Below are 19,267 nucleotides of genomic sequence, written 5' to 3' on the forward strand. Positions count from 1 at the left end.
CCGATTTCAGGCAGGAACCCCATGATGGACGCCTTCGAACTTCCCCCTACCCTGGTCCAGTCCCTTCAACGTCGCGCTGCGCAGACCCCGGACCAGGTCGCCTTGCGCTTCCTCGCCGAGTCCGCCGAGCACAGCGTTGTGCTCAGTTATCGCGATCTGGATCAGCGTGCCCGCACCATCGCCGCCGCCTTGCAGGCCAATGCGGACCTGGGCGACCGTGCCGTGCTGTTGTTCCCCAGTGGCCCGGATTATGTCGCGGCGTTCTTTGGTTGCCTGTACGCGGGTGTGATCGCGGTGCCGGCCTATCCGCCGGAGTCCACCCGTCGCCACCATCAGGCGCGCCTGCTGTCGATCATCAGCGATGCCGAACCGCGTCTGCTGCTGACCATCGCCAGCCTCGCCGATGGCTTGTCGCAGCTCGAAAATGCGCCGCCCGTATTGAGCGTCGATCGGCTGGAAGGTGCCGGCAATTGGGTCGCCCCTGACCTGCATCCGGACGACATCGCCTTCCTGCAATACACCTCAGGTTCCACCGCGTTGCCCAAGGGCGTGCAAGTCAGCCACGGTAACCTGGTGGCCAACGAAGTGTTGATCCGTCGCGGTTTCGGCATCGACCTGAACCCCGATGACGTGATCGTCAGTTGGCTGCCGCTGTACCACGACATGGGGCTGATTGGCGGTCTACTGCAACCGATCTTCAGTGGTGTGCCCTGCGTGCTGATGTCGCCGGCCTACTTCCTCGGGCGACCGTTACGTTGGCTGGAAGCGATCAGTGAATACGGCGGCACCATCAGCGGCGGTCCGGACTTCGCCTATCGCCTGTGCAGCGAAAGGGTCAGCGAGACCGCGTTGGAGCGCCTGGATTTGAGCCGGTGGCGCGTGGCCTATTCCGGCTCCGAGCCGATCCGCCTCGACACTCTGGAACGCTTCGCCGAGAAGTTCGCCGCCTGCGGTTTTACCCCGAACCATTTCTTTGCCTCCTACGGCCTGGCCGAGGCGACCCTGTTTGTCGCGGGCGGCAGCCGTGGCCAGGGCATTGCGGCGATGCGCGTCGACGATCAGGCCCTGGCCGCCAATCGCGCCGAGCCGGGGCAGGGCAGTGCGATCATGAGCTGTGGCACCCGCCAGCCGGAACACGCGGTGCTGATCGCTGACCCGCATACCCTTGCCGAGCTGCCCGACAACCACGTCGGCGAACTCTGGGCCACGGGTCCGAGTATCGCCCACGGCTACTGGCGTAACCCCGAAGCCACCGCCAAGACCTTTGTGCAACATGCCGGCCGTAGGTGGCTGCGTACGGGCGACCTGGGCTTCATCCGTGACGGTGAGGTGTACATCACCGGTCGCCTCAAAGACCTGCTGATCGTGCGCGGTCACAACCTGTACCCACAAGACATCGAGCAGACCATCGAGCGCGAAGTGGAAGTGGTGCGCAAAGGCCGGGTCGCCGCATTTGCAGTGAATGAGCAGGGCCTGGAAGGCATCGGCATTGCCGCTGAAATCAGCCGCAGTGTGCAGAAAATCCTGGCGCCCGAGGCGCTGATCAAGGCGATTCGCCAAGCCGTCGCCGAGGCGTATCAAGAGGCGCCAAGCGTGGTGGTGCTGCTCAACCCTGGCGCCTTGCCGAAGACCTCCAGCGGCAAGCTGCAGCGCGCGGCCTGTGCGCTTCGTCACAAGGACGGTAGCCTCGACAGCTATGCGCAGTTCCCGGACCTGCACGCGCAGGAGAGCGATGGGGCGCTGGAATCCGAACTGCACAACCAGATTGCGGCGATCTGGTGCGAGCAGTTGCAGGTGGCGACGGTTGCGGCCGATGACCACTTCTTCTTACTCGGCGGCAACTCCATCACCGCCACCCAGGTGGTCGCACGCCTGCGCGAAAGCCTCGGCCTGGAGCTTAACCTGCGCATGCTGTTCGAAGCACCGACCCTGGAAGGCTTTGCCGCCAGCGTTGCGCAGTTGCAGCAGGACGGCGGCGTCGCCCAAGGCGCGATCCACAGCCTGTCGCGCCAAGAGGAATTGCCCCAATCCCTGGCACAGAGCCGCCTGTGGATCACCTGGCAACTGGACCCCCACAGCAGCGCCTACACCATCCCCGGCGCCCTGCGCCTGCGCGGCGAGCTGGATGAAGACGCGGTGCGTACCAGCTTCCAGCAACTGATCCAGCGCCACGAAGCCCTGCGTACACGCTTCTACGAGCGCGACGGCCAGGCTTTCCAGCGTGTCGATACCAAGGCCGATTTCGACCTGCAAGTCATCGACCTCAGCGACCTGCCCGTTGCCGAGCGCGAAGCCCGTGCGCAACAGATCCGCGAAGACGAAGCGCGCACCCAGTTCGACCTGGAAAAAGGTCCGCTGTTGTGGGTGACCCTGGTGCGTCTGGACGATGAAGATCACCAACTGCTGGTGACGCTGCACCACATCATCGCCGACGGCTGGTCGCTCAATATCCTGATGGACGAGTTCTCACGCCTCTATGCCGCCGCAGTCCAGGGCCAGACCCTGGAGCTGCCGCCCCTGGCCCTGCAATACGCCGACTACGGCACTTGGCAGCGCCAATGGCTGGCCGAAGGTGAAGGCCAGCGTCAACTGGCGTACTGGAAAGCGCAGTTGGGTGAAGAGCATCCCACCCTGAGCCTGGCGACCGACCACCCGCGCTCGGTACACCACCGTCACAGTGCCTCACGCCACACTGTGCGCCTTGGCGCGAGCCTCAGCGAAGCCATTCGCCAGACCGCCCGGACCCACGAGTCCACCCCGTTCATGCTGTTGCTGGCAGCCTTCCAGAGCGTGCTCTACCGTTACAGCGGCCAACGCGATATCCGCATCGGCGTGCCCAACGCCAACCGCCCGCGCCAGGAAACCCAAGGCCTGGTCGGCTTCTTCATCAACACCTTGGTGCTGCGCGCCGAGCTGGATGGGCGCTTGCCCTTCACTGAACTGTTGGCCGCGACACGCCAGGCTGCGCTGGGCGCCCAGGCCCATCAGGATTTGCCATTCGAACAACTGCTGGAGGCCTTCCCGCAGGCCCGCGAGCAGGGCCTGTTCCAGGTCATGTTCAACCACCAGCAACGCGACCTCAGCGCCTTGCGCCGCCTGCCGGGCATGCTCGCCGACGAGTTGCCGTGGCACAGCCGCGAAGCCAAGTTCGATTTGCAACTGCACACCGAAGAAGACCGCAACGGGCGCCTGAGCCTGTCGTTCGACTATGCCGATGAACTGTTCGAAAGCGCGACCATCCAGCGCCTCGCCGAGCACTACATCAACCTGTTGCACGCCATCTGCGAACAGCCCCGGCAAGCCATCGGCGACCTCATGCTGATGCAGCACGACGAACAAGCCCTTTACAGCGAAGCACCCTGCGCACCGGCCCAAGTGTGGCTGCCCGAACTGCTCAACCAGCAGACCTCGGACACCACCGCGCTGGTCTGGGACGGCGGCAGCCTGACCTTCGCCCAATTGCACACCCAGGCCAACCGCCTGGCCCATTACCTGCGTGACAAAGGCGTCGGCCCGGACGTGTGCGTGGCCATCGCCGCCGAACGTTCGCCGCAACTGTTGATCGGCTTGCTGGCGATCATCAAGGCCGGGGGCGCTTACGTGCCGCTGGACCCGGATTACCCCACCGAGCGCCTGGCCTACATGCTCAAGGACAGCGGCGTTCACCTGCTGCTGACCCAGACCGCGCTGCTGGAGCAGGTGCCGGCTGCCTGCGGCGTGTGCGTCATCGCCATGGACAGCCTGCACCTGGACAGTTGGCCCACCCAGCCGCCCGGCCTGCATTTGCACGGTGATAACCTCGCCTACGTGATCTACACCTCCGGTTCCACCGGCCAGCCCAAAGGCGTGGGCATCACCCATGCCGCGCTGGCCGAGCGCTTGCAGTGGATGCAGGCCACTTATCCACTTAACGAAACCGACGTGCTGATGCAGAAGGCACCGATCAGTTTCGACGTGTCGGTGTGGGAATGCTTCTGGCCGCTGATCACTGGGTGCCGCCTGGTACTGGCCGGGCCCGGTGAGCATCGCGACCCGCATCGGATCGCGCAGTTGGTGCAGGAACACGGCGTGACCACGCTGCACTTCGTGCCGCCGCTGTTGCAGTTGTTTATCGACGAACCGCTGGTGGCCGAATGCACCAGCCTGCGGCGCTTGTTCTCGGGCGGGGAAGCCTTGCCCGCCGAACTGCGCAACCGCGTTCTGGCCCAGTTGCCAGCCGTGCAATTGCATAACCGTTATGGCCCGACCGAAACCGCGATCAACGTGACCCACTGGCACTGTCGCGCAGAAGACGGCGAGCGCTCGCCGATTGGTCGGCCACTGGGCAACGTGATCTGCCGCGTGCTGGATGAGCAGCTCAACCCCGTGCCGCTGGGCGTGCCGGGTGAGCTGTGCATCGGCGGTATCGGCCTGGCCCGGGGTTACCTTGGCCGCGCCGGGTTGACGGCTGAGCGTTTTGTCGCCGATCACCAAGGCGCCCGCCTGTACCGCACCGGTGACCGCGCCCGTTGGAGCGCCGACGGTGTGATCGAGTACCTCGGGCGTCTCGACCAGCAGGTCAAGCTGCGCGGCTTCCGTGTGGAGCCGGAAGAAATCGAGGCGCGCATGCTCGCCCTGGAGGGCATCGCTCAAGCTGTGGTGCTGGTGCGTGACGGGCAGTTGATTGGCTACTTCACTGCCCATGGCAACCTGGACGAACAACAGGTCAAAACCGCCCTGGCCGCGGAGTTGCCGGAGTACATGGTGCCCGCGCTGCTGATGCGCCTGGACGCCATGCCGTTGAGCCCCAGCGGCAAGCTGGACCGCCGCGCATTGCCGGCGCCGGTGTGGCAAGTGCGTGAACACGTCGAACCCGAAACGCCGCTGCAACAGCAAATCGCCGCGATCTGGCGCGAAGTTCTCGGCCTGCCAAGCATTGGTCTGCGCGATGACTTCTTCGCCCTCGGCGGCCACTCGTTGCTGGCCACGCAGATCATCTCCCGCACCCGCCAGGCCTGTGATGTGGAACTGCCGTTGCGCACCTTGTTCGACGCCAGTGAACTGGGGGCGTTTGCCGAGCAGGTCGGCCTGATCCAGGCCTCGGGCCAACGCAACCAACAGACCGTCATCGCCAAGGTCGACCGCGGCCAACCCGTGCCGCTGTCCTATTCCCAGCAGCGCATGTGGTTCCTGTGGCAGATGGAACCGGACAGCCCGGCCTACAACGTCGGCGGGATGGCGCGTTTGCGTGGCGTGCTGGACGTGGGGCGTTTCGAGGCGGCGCTGCAAGCGCTGATCATGCGTCACGAAACCCTGCGCACGACGTTTCCGAGCGTCGATGGTGTGGCTTATCAGAACGTTTCGCCGCAGACCGGGCTGCGCATGGATTGGCAGGATTTCTCCGCGCTGAGCGAAGCCGACCGTCAACCGCGCCTGCAGCGACTGGCTGATCATGAGGCACACACGCCGTTCAACCTGGAAACCGGGCCGTTGTTGCGTGCGTGCCTGGTCAAGGCCGGCGAGCAGGAACACTACCTGGTGCTGACCCTGCACCATATCGTCACCGAAGGCTGGGCCATGGACATCTTTGCCCGTGAACTCAGCGCGTTGTACGAGGCCTTTATCGACGAGCGCGACTCGCCGCTGGCGCCGCTGCCCGTGCAATACCTCGACTACAGCGTGTGGCAGCGTCAGTGGCTGGAGTCCGGCGAGCGCCAGCGTCAGCTGGATTACTGGACTGCGCAACTGGGCAATGAACACCCGCTGCTGGAACTGCCCGGCGACCGTCCACGCCCGCCTGTGCAAAGCCACCAGGGCGAGTTGTACCGCTTCGACCTCAGCGACGACCTCGCTGCCCGCGTGCGTGCCTTCAATGCCGAGCGCGGCCTGACCCTGTTCATGACCATGACCGCCACCCTGGCCGTGCTGCTCTACCGTTATAGCGGCCAGACCGACTTGTGTATCGGCGCCCCGGTTGCCAACCGTATCCGTCCTGAAAGCGAAGGCTTGATTGGTGCCTTCCTCAACACCCAGGTGCTGCGGTGCCAGCTCAATGGGCAGATGAATGTCGCTGAGTTGTTCGAGCACGTGCGCCACACCGTGATCGAGGGTCAGTCCCATCAAGACCTGCCGTTCGATCACCTGGTGGAGGCCCTGCAACCCCCGCGCAGCGCGGCGTACAACCCGCTGTTCCAGGTGATGTGCAACGTGCAGCGCTGGGAATTCCAACAGAGCCGCCAACTGGCCGGCATGACCGTCGAATACCTGGCCAACGATGCGCGGGCGACCAAGTTCGACCTCAACCTGGAAGTCACCGACCTCGACCATCGCCTGGGTTGCTGCCTGACCTACAGCACTGACCTGTTCGACGAGCCACGCATTGCGCGCATGGCCGCCCATTGGCGCAATCTGCTGGAAGCCTTGATCGCGGATCCGCGGCAACGCCTCAGCGAATTGCCGTTGCTGGGGGCGGATGAACAGCGTGTGTTGCAAGACAGCCTGGGCATTGAGAATGGCGAGCACCGTCTCGATCAGTGCATCCACCCACTGTTCAGCCAGCAGGTGGCAGCCCGTGGCGATGCGCCGGCGCTGACCTTTGCCGGCGTGACCCTCAGCTACCGAGAACTCGACGCCCGCGCCAACCGCCTGGCCTGGATGCTGCGCGAACGTGGCGTCGGCCCGCAGGTGCGTGTCGGCCTGGCGTTGCCGCGCTCCCTGGAAATGGTCATCGGCCTGCTGGCGATCCTCAAGGCCGGCGGTGCCTATGTGCCGCTGGACCCGGAATACCCGCTGGACCGCCTGCACTACATGATCGAAGACAGCGGCATCGGCCTGCTGCTCAGCGATGCGGCGATGTTCGAGGCCCTCGGCGAGTTACCGGCCACTGTTGCGTGCTGGTGTCTGGAGGATGACTTGCCGGTGCTGGCCAACTACCCGGCCGATGCGCTGCCGTTTATCAGCCTGCCGCAACACCAGGCGTACTTGATCTACACCTCCGGCTCCACCGGCAAGCCGAAAGGCGTGGTGGTATCCCACGGTGAAATCGCCATGCATTGCGCGGCGGTGATCGAGCGGTTTGGCATGCGCGCGGATGACTGCGAGCTGCACTTCTATTCGATCAACTTCGATGCGGCCACCGAGCGTCTGCTGGTGCCGCTGCTCAGTGGCGCACAGGTGGTGTTGCGGGCTCAGGGGCAGTGGGATGCCGAGGAAATCTGCGGATTGATACGCACCCATGGCATCAACATCCTGGGCTTCACCCCGAGCTACGGCAGCCAGTTGGCGCAGTGGTTGGCGACCCGGCAGCAGACCTTGCCGGTGCGTATGTGCATTACCGGCGGCGAAGCCCTGACCGGCGAACACTTGCAGCGCATCCGTGCCGCGTTCCAGCCCCAGGTGTTCTTCAACGCCTATGGCCCGACTGAAACCGTAGTGATGCCGCTGGCCAGCCTGGCGCCCGAGCACTTGGAGGAGGGCGCCGCCAGCGTGCCGATCGGCAGCATCATCGGTGACCGCGTGGCTTATATTCTCGACGCCGACCTGGCCTTGGTGCCGCAAGGCGCGACCGGCGAGTTATACGTGGGCGGTGCGGGTCTGGCGCAGGGGTATCACCAGCGTCCGGGCATGACCGCCGAACGTTTTGTCGCGGACCCGTTTGCGCGCAACGGCGGGCGCCTGTACCGCACCGGTGACCTCGTGCGCCAGCGCGTCGATGGCTTGGTGGAGTACCTCGGGCGTATTGACCACCAGGTGAAAATTCGCGGTTTCCGTATCGAACTGGGCGAGATCGAAACCCGCCTGCTGGAGCATGACGCCGTGCGCGAAGCGGTGGTGCTGGCGCTGGATGCGCCGAACGGCAAACAGTTGGTGGCGTATCTGGTCAGCGATGCCGAGCACGTCGCGCTGCGTGATGCGCTGAAGGCCCATCTCAAGGCGCACCTGCCGGACTACATGGTGCCCGCGCACCTGATCGTGCTGGACAGCATGCCGCTGACCGCCAACGGCAAGCTCGACCGCCGTGCCTTGCCGCAGCCGGATCCCGAAGCCAACCGCCAACACTACGTGGCACCCCGCAACGAACTGGAAAGCACCCTGGCGGCGATCTGGTGCGCGGTGCTGAACGTGCAACAAGTCGGCCTGGACGATAACTTCTTCGAGCTGGGGGGCGACTCGATCCTGTCGATCCAGGTGGTCAGCCGCGCGCGGCAGGCCGGGATTCATTTCAGCCCTCGCGACCTGTTTCAGCACCAGACCGTGCAGACCCTGGCTGCTGTGGCTACGCGCTCCGAGCAGGTTACGGCAGAGCAGGGCCTGCTGACCGGCAGTTCGGGTCTCACGCCGATCCAGCATTGGTTCTTCGACACCGAGACCCCGAACCGTCAGCACTGGAACCAGGCGCTGGTCCTCAAGCCGCTGCAGTTGCTCGACCCCCAGCGCCTGGAACAAGCGCTGCTGGCGGTACTGGAACACCATGACGCCTTGCGCCTGAGCTTCTCCAAGCGCGACGCCCAATGGCACGCCGAACACAGGGCCGTGCCGCAGGGCGGCGTGCTGATGCAGGCGCAAGTGCGTGACATGGCGCACTGCACCGCGCTGTTCACCGACACCCAACGCAGCCTCGACCTGGAGCACGGCCCGCTACTGCGCGCCTTGCTGGTGGACGGGCCCGAGGGGCAGCAACGCCTGTTGATCGCGATCCATCACCTGGTGGTGGACGGCGTGTCGTGGCGTGTATTGCTGGAAGATCTACAAACGGTTTATCGCCAGTTGAACGATGGCCAGTCCGTCAGCCTGCCGGCCAAGACCAGTGCCCTGCGTGATTGGGCCGCGCGTTTACAGGCGTATGCCGGTAGCGAATCCTTGCGTGAGGAATTGAGCGTCTGGCAGCACCAGTTGGCCGGCCCTGACGCCGCATTGCCGGTGGCCCGCCCACAAGGGTCGCTGCGCAACCGCGATGCCGACACCGTCAGCGTGCGCCTGGATGCCGAACACACCCGCCAGTTGCTGCAGCAAGCCCCAAGCGCCTATCGCACCCAGGTCAACGACCTGTTGCTGACCGCCTTGGCCCGCGTGTTGTGCCGCTGGAGCGGTCACGCTTGCGCGTTGATCCAACTGGAAGGCCACGGCCGCGAAACCCTGTTCGATGACATCGACCTGACCCGCAGCGTCGGCTGGTTCACCAGTGCCTATCCGCTGCGCCTGACCCCGCAAACCGGGCAGGGCGATTCGATCAAGGCGATCAAGGAACAACTGCGCGCCGTGCCGCATAAAGGCTTGGGCTATGGCGTGCTGCGCTACCTCGCCGATGACCTGTGCAAGCAGACCCTGGCCGCACTGCCGAGCGCGCAGATCACCTTCAACTACCTCGGCCAGTTCGACCAAAGCTTCGGCGCCGATGCGCTGTTCCACCCGCTGGATGAATCCGCCGGCCTGGCCCATGACCCGGACGCGCCGCTGCCCAACGAGTTGAGCGTCGACAGCCAGGTGTATGGTGGTGAGCTGGTGCTGCGCTGGACCTTCAGCCGCGAACGCCACGATCAACAGAGCATCCATGAACTGGCCGATGCCTACCTCACCGAGCTGCAAAGCCTGGTCGCACACTGTCTGGAGGACGACGCCGGTGGCCTTACACCGTCCGACTTCCCGCTGGCGCACCTGACCCAGGCGCAACTCGACAGCTTGCCGATTGCCGCCAGCGCCATCGAAGATGTCTACCCGCTGACCCCGATGCAGGAAGGCCTGCTATTGCACACCCTGCTGGAGCCCGGCACCGGCCTCTACTACATGCAGGACCGCTACCGCATCAACAGCGCCCTGGACCCCGAGCGTTTCGCCCAGGCCTGGCAGGCGGTGATCGCCCGCCACGAAGCCCTGCGCGCGTCGTTCTGCTGGAACGTCGGCGAAGACATGCTGCAAGTGATCCACACACCCGGCAGCACGCCGATTGAGTACCTGGACTGGAGCGACGATCCTGAGGACCAGCAGGAGCCGCGCCTGCAAGCGCTGCTCAAGCAAGAGCGCGAAGCCGGCTTCGATCTGCTCAACCAGGCACCGTTCCACCTGCGCCTGATCCGCGTCGGCGCCGAGCGTTACTGGTTCATGATGAGCAACCACCACATCCTTATCGATGCCTGGTGCCGTTCATTGCTGATGAATGACTTCTTCGAGCTCTACATGGCCCTCGGTGAAGGCCGCGACGCGCAACTGGCCACGCCGCCGCGCTACCGAGACTACATTGCCTGGCTGCAACGCCAGAACCTCAATGAGGCACGCCAATGGTGGCAACAGAACCTGCAAGGCTTCGAGCGCACCACGCCAATCCCGAGCGACCGGCCGTTCCTGCGTGAACACGCGGGCCACAGCGGCGGCATGGTGGTGGGCGATTGCTACACCCGTCTCGATGCCCGCGACGGTGCACAACTGCGCGAACTGGCACAGGCTCACCAACTGACCGTCAACACCTTCGCCCAGGCGGCGTGGGCGCTGGTGCTGCGCCGTTTGAGCGGCGATCGCGACGTGCTGTTCGGTGTCACCGTGGCCGGGCGCCCGGTGGAAATGCCCGAGATGCAACGCACCGTCGGCCTGTTCATCAACAGCATCGCCCTGCGGGTGAAACTGCCCGAGGACGGTCAAGCGTGCAGCGTGCGCCAGTGGTTGAGCGAACTGCTCGACAGCAATATGCAACTGCGCGAGTACGAGTACCTGCCGCTGGTGACGATCCAGGAACACAGCGAACTGCCCAAGGGCCAGCCGCTGTTCGACAGCCTGTTCGTGTTCGAAAACGCCCCGGTGGAAGTCTCGGTGCTGGACCGTGCACAAAGCCTGAACGCCACCTCGGATTCCGGCCGCACCCACACCAACTTCCCGCTGACCGCCGTGTGCTATCCAGGTGATGACCTGGGGCTGCACCTGTCCTACGACCAACGCTACTTCGACGAAACCACCGTGCAAGGCATGCTCGGCGAGTTCAAGCGCCTGCTGCTGGCGCTGGTCCAAGGCTTCCAGGGTGACATGGCCGACCTGCCACTGATTGGCGAGCAGGAGCGTGAGTTCCTGGTGGACGGTTGCAACCAGAGCGAGCACGACTACCCGCTGGAGCGCAGCTACATCGAGCTGTTCGAAGAGCAGGTCGCCGCTCATCCGCAGCGCATCGCCGCCAGTTGCCTCGACCAGCAATGGACCTATGACGAACTGAACCGTCGCAGCAACGGCCTGGGCCACGCGCTGATAGCTGCGGGTGTCGGCCTGGATCAACCGGTGGCGTTGTTGGCCGAGCGTAACCTCGACCTGCTCGGCATGATCATCGGCAGCTTCAAGGCCGGTGCCGGCTACCTGCCGCTGGACCCCGGCCTGCCGAGCCAGCGCCTGCGCAGCATCCTCGACTTGAGCCGCACGCCATTGCTGGTGTGCACCGAAGCATCCCGTGAGCAAGCCATCGAGTTGCTGGACGGTTTTGACTGCCAGCTTCTGGTGTGGGAGGAAATACCCGCGCGTGGTGAAAACCCCGGTGTCTACAGCGCTCCGGATAACCTTGCCTACGTGATCTATACCTCCGGTTCCACCGGTCTGCCCAAGGGCGTGATGGTGGAACAGCGCGGCATGCTCAATAACCAACTGAGCAAAGTGCCGTACCTGGCCTTGAGCGACGCGGATGTGATTGCGCAAACCGCGTCGCAGAGCTTTGATATTTCCGTATGGCAGTTCCTCGCTGCGCCGCTGTTCGGCGCGCGGGTGGACATCGTGCCGAACACCATCGCGCATGATCCCCAGGGCCTGCTGGAACATGTCCAGGCCCAGGGCATCACCGTGTTGGAAAGCGTGCCGTCGTTGATCCAGGGCATGCTTGCACAGGACCGCATCGGCCTGGATGGCCTGCGCTGGATGCTGCCGACCGGCGAAGCGATGCCACCGGAACTGGCGCACCAGTGGTTGCAGCGTTATCCGGAGATTGGGCTGGTCAACGCTTACGGCCCGGCGGAGTGTTCGGACGATGTGGCGTTCTATCGTGTCGACCTGGCGTCTACCCGAGGCACCTATTTGCCGATTGGTACGCCCACCGACAACAACCGTTTGTACCTGCTGGATGGCGCACTGGAACTGGTGCCGCAAGGCGCGGTGGGTGAGTTGTGCGTGGCCGGCACGGGTGTCGGCCGCGGTTACGTCAGCGACCCGCTGCGCACCGCGCCCGTATTTGTGCCAAACCCCTTCGGCGCACCGGGCGAACGTCTCTACCGCACCGGCGACCTCGCGCGCCGTCGCAGTGACGGCGTGCTGGAGTACGTCGGACGTGTCGACCACCAAGTGAAGATTCGCGGCTACCGCATCGAACTGGGTGAAATCGAAGCGCGCCTGCACGAACAACCGGAAGTGCGCGATGCGGCGGTGGGCGTGCAGGAAGGCATGAATGGCAAGCACCTGGTCGGCTACCTGGTGGCGGCGGATGAAGCACTGAACCCAAGCGAACGCCTGGACCGCATCAAGCAACGCCTGCGCGCCGAACTGCCGGAATACATGGTGCCGCTGCACTGGCTCTGGCTCGACCGCCTGCCGCTCAACGCCAACGGTAAACTCGACCGCAAGGCGTTGCCGGCGCTGGAGATCGGCCAGCTGCAAAGCCAGGACTACCTGGCACCGCGCAACGAACTGGAGGCTACGTTGGCCGCCATCTGGGCCGAGGTGCTGAAAGTCGAGAGGGTAGGGGTGCAGGACAACTTCTTCGAACTGGGCGGGCACTCGTTGCTGGCCACGCAGATTGCCTCGCGGGTGCAGAAGACCCTGCAACGTGATGTGCCGCTGCGCGCAATGTTCGAGTGCAGCACGGTGGCGGAATTGGCCGAGTATATCGACGGGCTGGCAGCCAATGAGGTCAGTGCCGAGAAGGTAGATCGGTTGAGTGACTTGATGGCGGAGTTGGAGGGGTTGTGAGAGGGCCGTTGGTCGGCAGCAGCGTAGGGCTTCGTCAGAACTGTTAATTCTGACAGTAGGCGAAGGTGCATCAAAGGCGCTCACTAAAGGGCGGCTCTCGGCCTCGGACTGGCTGAGGGCCATAACCCCTCGAACATGGAGTTCCTGTCATGGCTAAAGAAAAAACAACAGCTGAAGTTCCCTCAGATCCTGTCGATGCAAAAACACCAAAGTCGATCAAGCCCCAAGCTCTGGAAGTTGCCGCTCCGTTAATTTCCAGTGAGGTGAATAGCATCATCGAACCCTCCAAAATGCCGGACTCCTACCTGACCGTTGACGCACGCATGGACAACCCGCCCATCACAGTCAAGTTCAGCGCAAAGGAGGTGCCTGAGCTGGTACTTGAGGATGTTGTGGATTCAAGCGGTGAGTCAGGGGCCCGGAAGATAGACATCCCTTTGGCTTACTTGACGAAACTCATGGGGTTCACGGCTCTCATTTCATATTCGGGGAAGTCACAAGGGCAGGCCGTGGAGTCGTTGGTCAAGGAGGTGGGGGTAGCGTTTTACCCTGCCAGTGAAAGTCAAAATCTTGCACCTTACTTACTTCACGAAAAAATCGTGCATAACACGCCTACCTATGACATGCACGATCACACAGGCGATGAGACGGTTCTTGTGCCGGTCCCGCCTCTTGCCAAAGCGGGGGATAAGCTTTACTGCACTGCGGCTACCGAGCAGGACGCTCCTCGGCATGTGTTTTACACAGTGGTTTATGGCTATAAGTTAACGCCTGAAGATGCTGTCCCGGGCAACTTACTTCAGTTCCCAATTCGCCGTGGTTGGTTGGCGCGACGCAAACCATGGCGATCGCTTACCCTTCAATGTGGCTGGATCACGAACGACTTGGAGGCCCAGCCTCCCGCCGAGGTTGACCCGCACCTGGAGACGCGCTTGCCGAGGAATGCGCTCGAAATTCAATATCGCCGAACTGCTGCTTTAATTGTTGACCCTCGGCTAGACCTAAAGGCACCCCATCTGCGGCAGTCTGTGGAGTACAACGGTGGTTGGTGCCTTAATCCTGAACTCACCAGAGACGGAGGGACTGTAGATGTAAGTGACCTGGATACGTATGCGGACGATCGTGTCTGCTTTTTTGTGAGCGGACCTGGTTTCGAGCAGAGACCGTTGGGTTGCGTGACCATTGAATATGACGGGGATCCGGCGTCGGTCAAACTATCGCCCTGTATCGTTGCTTGTTTGTTCAACCAGTCGATGACGCTGACCTACACGGTTGCCTTCAACGAACAAGAACAGCTATCACCTGCACAGTTGGTCAGTGTTTCGGTGCCCCCGGTTCATTCACCCGAATATTGAAGAGGCAACTAACGGCACGGTAGACCTCAATATATTCCCAGGGGCCGCACTGGCTACAGTGCCTGTATGGGCGTATGCCGAGTGCTCAAGTTTTTGTTGGATGTGGATCTCGGGTGAATACGAGGACGGCAGCGCTTACCGGTACGACATTTTGCTGGATGAGCCCGTTACTGACGACTGGAAGGCTCGAGGAGTTGAGGCGCCTATTCCAAGGACTGAACTTCAAAAGCTGGCCGATTGCAGCGAATTTAAACTGCACTTCTCGGCGAGCTTTTGTGAGGCGAGTGGGCTAGAGAACGCCTATGAGTTTCCTGCTCAGACCTTCAAAATCGAGCAGGAGCCTCTGTCGCTTCCTATGCCTGCGGTGAGGCAAGCTGATGGCTCCGACCTGACCGCCTGGAATGGGCGCTACGGTGTAGATGTCGAAGTGGATTACCCAAAAAACAACAGCAGGCACAGCATCAGTGTTTGCTGGAAAAAACCGGATGGCACTTGCTGGCCGTTGGCTTCCAAACCCGGCAGTACGGCGGGGGCAGTCATCTTCACTCTGCCGCCGGAAGCGGTGATCGAAAGCATGGGCAAAACCGTGCAAATCACTTACACCGTGACCCCCGCGTGTAAGGCACAGACGTCACTGCCGTTGAACCTGACGATCAGTTTGCCGAGATACTTGCCGCCGCCCGCTGTGGAGCAGGCTACGCCGCCCGCTACCCAAAAGGGTATTTTGGATTTGAGCGCATTTTTCGGGGATGCCGTCATTACCGTGCCGAAATGGTGGTTCATGCGGGTCGGGCACAGAGGTTGGCTGCAGTGCACGGGTATTCAGGAAGATGGGACTGAACTCGTGATTAAGGTAATGCACGCTGAGATCATCACTGCTGGAGACCTGACTAACGGATTATCGCGTGAACTGTCGCGGCTAGAGCTGACAAATTACGTTAGCAACGTGGAACTGACCTTTGAATTCAAGGTGACTGTAGACGGTAGTACTGACGTGACGAAGGCGATCGTCTTTCCTTTGCTCAAGTTGATCTTTCGCAAGCGTTTGATTGATGAAACTAACTTCGATCCGGATGAGAAGGGTTGGAATGGTTGGGAAAGAGGCCGTGGCGCCGCTGACCCCAGGGATCTAGCACTTGCTTTCGGATCACATGGTTTCTGGAACGGCTATTGGCTGCGTGACTGGAGTTATACAGATACAAAGGATCCTGCTACGGATAGCGAAAAACTGTTCAAGACGTTCAACAATCTGGAAGTGGGACGCTCATATCAATTCCTAGCCTGGGTCTGTAATGACGGTAGCTCAGGTGTTTCGCCTCTGATGGCGCTAACTGTTAATAGAGCCGATTTAACCGAGGTAATAGCGCCTGGTTTAGACTGGGAGTTACTCGGAGGGACGTTCAAGGCAACTTCAAACACTGCAAGGCTCAGCGTCGACAATCGCCGGATGGGGTTCCAAAATGGCAACGACTTCAGGGTGACTTGGCTCAGACTTTACGAAGTTTAATTACGTCTCACTGAGCCGCATCAGGATAAGGTCTCTGATAGTTGGAGACCTTATTCATAAGGAAGAGTGCTTTATTTCGGCCCCAATATCTTCCCCAACTTCTCCGGCGAAGGTGCCCCCTGCTGTTGCTGCAACCCACCCTTGTCATCCAGATAGAAGATAGCCGGCGTCGCCGACAACTTCAGCTCATCCATCAATTTCATATTCCCATCAAGCTTGGCCTCGATATCCGCCGGAATCTTCTCCAACGCCTGCAACTTGCTGCCCTTACCGGCGGCTTCGTGTTCTTCCAGGGCCTTTTGCGGGTCTTTGGCGGCAAATAGCGCGGCGGATTTGCCGGGGCTGTCTTCGCGGATGATGCCGACCATGATGTGGCGCAACTGCACTTTGCCGGCTTTTACCCACGGACGGGCTTGTTCCCAGAACATGTTGCAGTAAGGGCAGTTAGGGTCGCTGAACAGGTAGACGATGCGTGGGGCTTTAACGTCGCCGTCCTGGATCCAGCTGCTTTTTTCCATCTTGGCCCAGACTTCCTTGGCCATCGGTGCGTACACCAGTTTTTCCAGGGGCGCGCTGCTCAGGTCATTGCCTTGGGCGTCGTACAGGCTACCGGCAATCACGCTTTTGCCGTCGGCGGTCAGGTACAGGGCCATGCCGCGGTTCTGGTACTGGGCGGCGTAGCCAGTGAGACCGCTGGGGGCGTCGAACTTGCCGAGGATCTTGGCGCCTTTGGCCTCGATCTGTTTGATCGGTGCTGGCCAGTCAGCGGCCTGGGCCAGGGTGGCTGCAAGCGTCAGCGGCAGCAGGGTCAGCAGGTGGCAGAGGCGGGGCATGTCGGTTTCCTTGTGGCAGCAGGAGCGGAGTCGAAGGGTTCCATGGCGCGGGCCAGGCTGGCCTGGGACAGTTCGCCGAGGTGGCTGTTGATCAGGCGTCCATCGGCTTGATAGAACAACGTGGTGGGCAAGGCCATCGAGCCCACGGCCTGGCCGAGGCGACCGCTGGCGTCGAACAGGATGTTGTCCAGAGTCAGGCCTTGTGTGGCGAGGAAGGTGCTGACGCTTTGCATGCTTTCGGCCTGGTTGACGAACAGGAAGGTCACGTCGGGACGTTGATGTTGGGCACGTTCCAGCACCGGCATCTCGCGGCGGCATGGCGGGCACCAGGTGGCCCACAGGTTGATCACCAGCGGGCCGCCTTTGTAATCGGCCAGTTGCACCACGTCGCCATCGGCGTTGCGCAAGGTGATGTCCGGCAGTTGCGAGCCTTTGTCGTACAGGCTCAGGGACAGGCTGGTCAGGCCCCAGAACACCAGGCCGGTGATCACCCCAGCGCCCAGCGGCTTGCGCAGGGCTGGACGCCGCCGGCCGTAGAGCAGCGCACCCAGGATCAGCGCGACCACGCCCGGCCAGGCGAGGAAACCGCCGTCGCGCAGGTCGACCATCTGCAGTGGGGCTTGGCTGTAATCGCTCCAGTACATCAGCACAAAGCTGACGCGGGCCACCAGCATGCCCAGCAGGAAGAGGCTGAACAGCACCGATTCCGGGTTTTCACCACCACGCTTGGCCACGCGCCAGCCCACCAGGGTGGCGAGAATCAGCGCGCTGATCAGCAGGATGTGATTCAGGGCGATGGCGAAGGTGCCGATGGTCAGGGTCAGCATTCAGAGGGCGTCCCGGGTTTGCGTCCAGCGTTGCAGGAAGGCGGCGGCATCCACTTCGCCAGTGATGCGTTGGGCGCGGCGTTCTTCACCGTCCGGGCCGATCCACACGAAGCTCGGTGGGCCAGGCACTTTGTAGCGGCCGAGCAGCTCTCGGCTGGCGGCATTGTCGGCGGTAACGTCCAGGCGCAGCAGGCGTACGTCTTTCAGGGCATCCATCACCTCGGGTTTGCCGAACACCTGCTTTTCCATGATCTTGCACGACACGCACCAGTCGGCGTAATAGTCCACCAGCACCCACTGGCCTTGAGCCTTGGCGCTGTCGAGCTGGCTTTGCAGCACGGCGGGATCGTTGATGGTCATGAAGGCATCGTGGGCGCTCGGTGCGGCGGCGGTCCGCGAAGCGCTGTAGACCTTCAGCGGTTGCCACAGGTCATCGCTGCCACCGGCGGCGCCCACCACCAGCAGTGTGCCCCACAGGCCGAGCACCAGGGAACCGGCGCCGAACACCTTGGCGGCCAGGCCGTATTCGCGGGCCAGGGTCCAGCCGCAGTAGGCCATCACCAGCGCGAGCGTGCCCCACAGGCCGATCCACAGGCTTTCATCGACCACCGGGCGGATCATCAGCACGGCGGTGCCGAGGAACAGGAAGCCGAAGATGCCCTTGAGCACATTCATCCAGGTGCCCGGCTTGGGCAGGAAGCGATTGCCCACGGTCACCAGCAACAACAGCGGAATGCCGATGCCGATGCCCATGGCGAACAGGATCAGGCCACCGTGTAACGCGTTGCCGCTCTGGGCGATGTACAGCAGGGCACCGGCCAGGGGGGCGGTCATGCATGGGCCCACCAGCAGGCCGGACAGTGCGCCGAGAATCCCTGCGCCGACCAGGCTGCCGCCGCTTTGCTGGCGGCTGACGTTGTCCAGACGATCGCGCAGGAACGCCGGCAGTTGCAGTTCAAAGAAACCAAACATCGGCAGGGCCAGCAGCACGAACAGGGCGGCGAAGCTGCCGAGAATCCACGGCGTCTGCAGCCAGGCGGCAAGGTTGCCACCCAGCAAGGCCGCCAGCACGCCGAGCGCGGCATACACCAGTGCCATGCACACGACGTAGCTGCTGGCCAAGGCAAACCCACGACGCGGGCTGGCGCCACTGCCAACCACCAAACCGGCGAGAATCGGCAGCATCGGCAATGAACACGGCGCAAAGGCCAACAGCAGTCCCAGGCCGAAAAATATCAGCAGGCTCCAGCCCAGACTGCGTTGTTGCAGGCCACTGGCCAGGCTTTGGTCCTGGGCTTCGGCGGTCGCGGCGACGGCCGGGTTGCCCCCCAGGTCCACGGTGATCGACTGCGGCGGATAGCACAGGCCCGCATCGGCGCAGCCCTGCCAGCCCAGTTTGACCTGGCCGGTGGCGCCGGCCGGAATCTTCACTTCCAGGCCTTGGCGATACACTTCCTGGTCGCCGAAGAATTCATCGCTATGGGCCTCGCCTTGCGGCAACGTGGGCTGTTTGGCCAGTCCATCGAACTTCATGCGCTGCTTGTACAGGTAATAACCGTCGGCAATCTGCCAATACAGCTGGGTCTCGCCACTTTCAAGACGTTCGGAGGTAAAAGTGAAGGCTTTGCCCACCGGCAGGAAGTCGGGTTTGGTCTCAAATGGGTTGCCCGGCGCGGCCTGGGCGAACCCCGCGAACAACACCAGCAGAAAGGTAAACAAATGCCGCATGGTCAAGCCTTAGTTCGATGCAAGTAGGCACACAATGTGTGGCGTTGATTAACCGATGATTAACCGAGGCTATTCTAGATTGAGTGTGGGTGGTTTAGCGGCATAATCTGCACT

At 62.5% G+C, this 19,267-nt stretch carries 6 protein-coding genes; 3 read left to right on the top strand and 3 right to left on the bottom strand.

Annotation, left to right across the window (positions count from 1 at the left end):
- The first annotated feature begins 21 nt into the window (after positions 1 to 21).
- The 3 genes from AB4O08_RS21025 to AB4O08_RS21035 all read left to right on the top strand — a co-directional run bounded on the left by AB4O08_RS21025 (position 22) and on the right by AB4O08_RS21035 (position 15,765).
- Positions 22 to 12,903, top strand: a complete 12,882-nt coding sequence (locus AB4O08_RS21025; RefSeq protein WP_460114321.1) for a non-ribosomal peptide synthetase — start codon at positions 22 to 24, stop codon at positions 12,901 to 12,903.
- 149 nt (positions 12,904 to 13,052) lie between these two features.
- Positions 13,053 to 14,258, top strand: a complete 1,206-nt coding sequence (locus tag AB4O08_RS21030) for a hypothetical protein (RefSeq protein WP_460114322.1) — start codon at positions 13,053 to 13,055, stop codon at positions 14,256 to 14,258.
- Positions 14,259 to 14,358: 100 nt separating this feature from the next.
- Positions 14,359 to 15,765: a hypothetical protein gene (locus tag AB4O08_RS21035; RefSeq protein ID WP_460114323.1), complete on the top strand. Its 1,407-nt coding sequence runs from the start codon at positions 14,359 to 14,361 to the stop codon at positions 15,763 to 15,765.
- 71 nt (positions 15,766 to 15,836) lie between these two features.
- Here AB4O08_RS21035 and dsbG read toward each other — a convergent pair whose 3' ends face one another.
- From dsbG to dsbD, 3 genes are read right to left on the bottom strand one after another with little or no spacing between them, the layout of a single operon-like run.
- A complete protein-coding gene (gene dsbG, locus AB4O08_RS21040; RefSeq protein ID WP_460114324.1) occupies positions 15,837 to 16,598 on the bottom strand; it encodes a thiol:disulfide interchange protein DsbG in 762 nt (253 codons plus the stop codon).
- Positions 16,574 to 17,425 carry a TlpA disulfide reductase family protein gene (locus AB4O08_RS21045; RefSeq protein WP_045791793.1) on the bottom strand — a complete coding sequence of 284 codons (852 nt, stop codon included), beginning with the start codon at positions 17,423 to 17,425 and terminating at the stop codon, positions 16,574 to 16,576. Before AB4O08_RS21045 ends, dsbG begins: the two co-directional genes overlap by 25 nt.
- Complete coding sequence (dsbD, locus tag AB4O08_RS21050; protein ID WP_042571853.1) at positions 17,426 to 19,153, bottom strand: protein-disulfide reductase DsbD; 1,728 nt, start codon at positions 19,151 to 19,153, stop codon at positions 17,426 to 17,428.
- Between the last annotated feature and the right edge of the window lie 114 nt (positions 19,154 to 19,267).

Source organism: Pseudomonas sp. H3_E07 (genome assembly GCF_054668895.1).

What these genes read in the sequence shown, in the direction of transcription:
- AB4O08_RS21025 (WP_460114321.1), top strand. Translation starts at nt 22, where the DNA reads ATGATGGACGCCTTCGAACTTCCCCCTACCCTGGTCCAGTCCCTTCAA.
- AB4O08_RS21030 (WP_460114322.1), top strand. Translation starts at nt 13,053, where the DNA reads ATGGCTAAAGAAAAAACAACAGCTGAAGTTCCCTCAGATCCTGTCGAT.
- AB4O08_RS21035 (WP_460114323.1), top strand. Translation starts at nt 14,359, where the DNA reads ATGTGGATCTCGGGTGAATACGAGGACGGCAGCGCTTACCGGTACGAC.
- dsbG (WP_460114324.1), bottom strand. Translation starts at nt 16,598, where the DNA reads ATGCCCCGCCTCTGCCACCTGCTGACCCTGCTGCCGCTGACGCTTGCA.
- AB4O08_RS21045 (WP_045791793.1), bottom strand. Translation starts at nt 17,425, where the DNA reads ATGCTGACCCTGACCATCGGCACCTTCGCCATCGCCCTGAATCACATC.
- dsbD (WP_042571853.1), bottom strand. Translation starts at nt 19,153, where the DNA reads ATGCGGCATTTGTTTACCTTTCTGCTGGTGTTGTTCGCGGGGTTCGCC.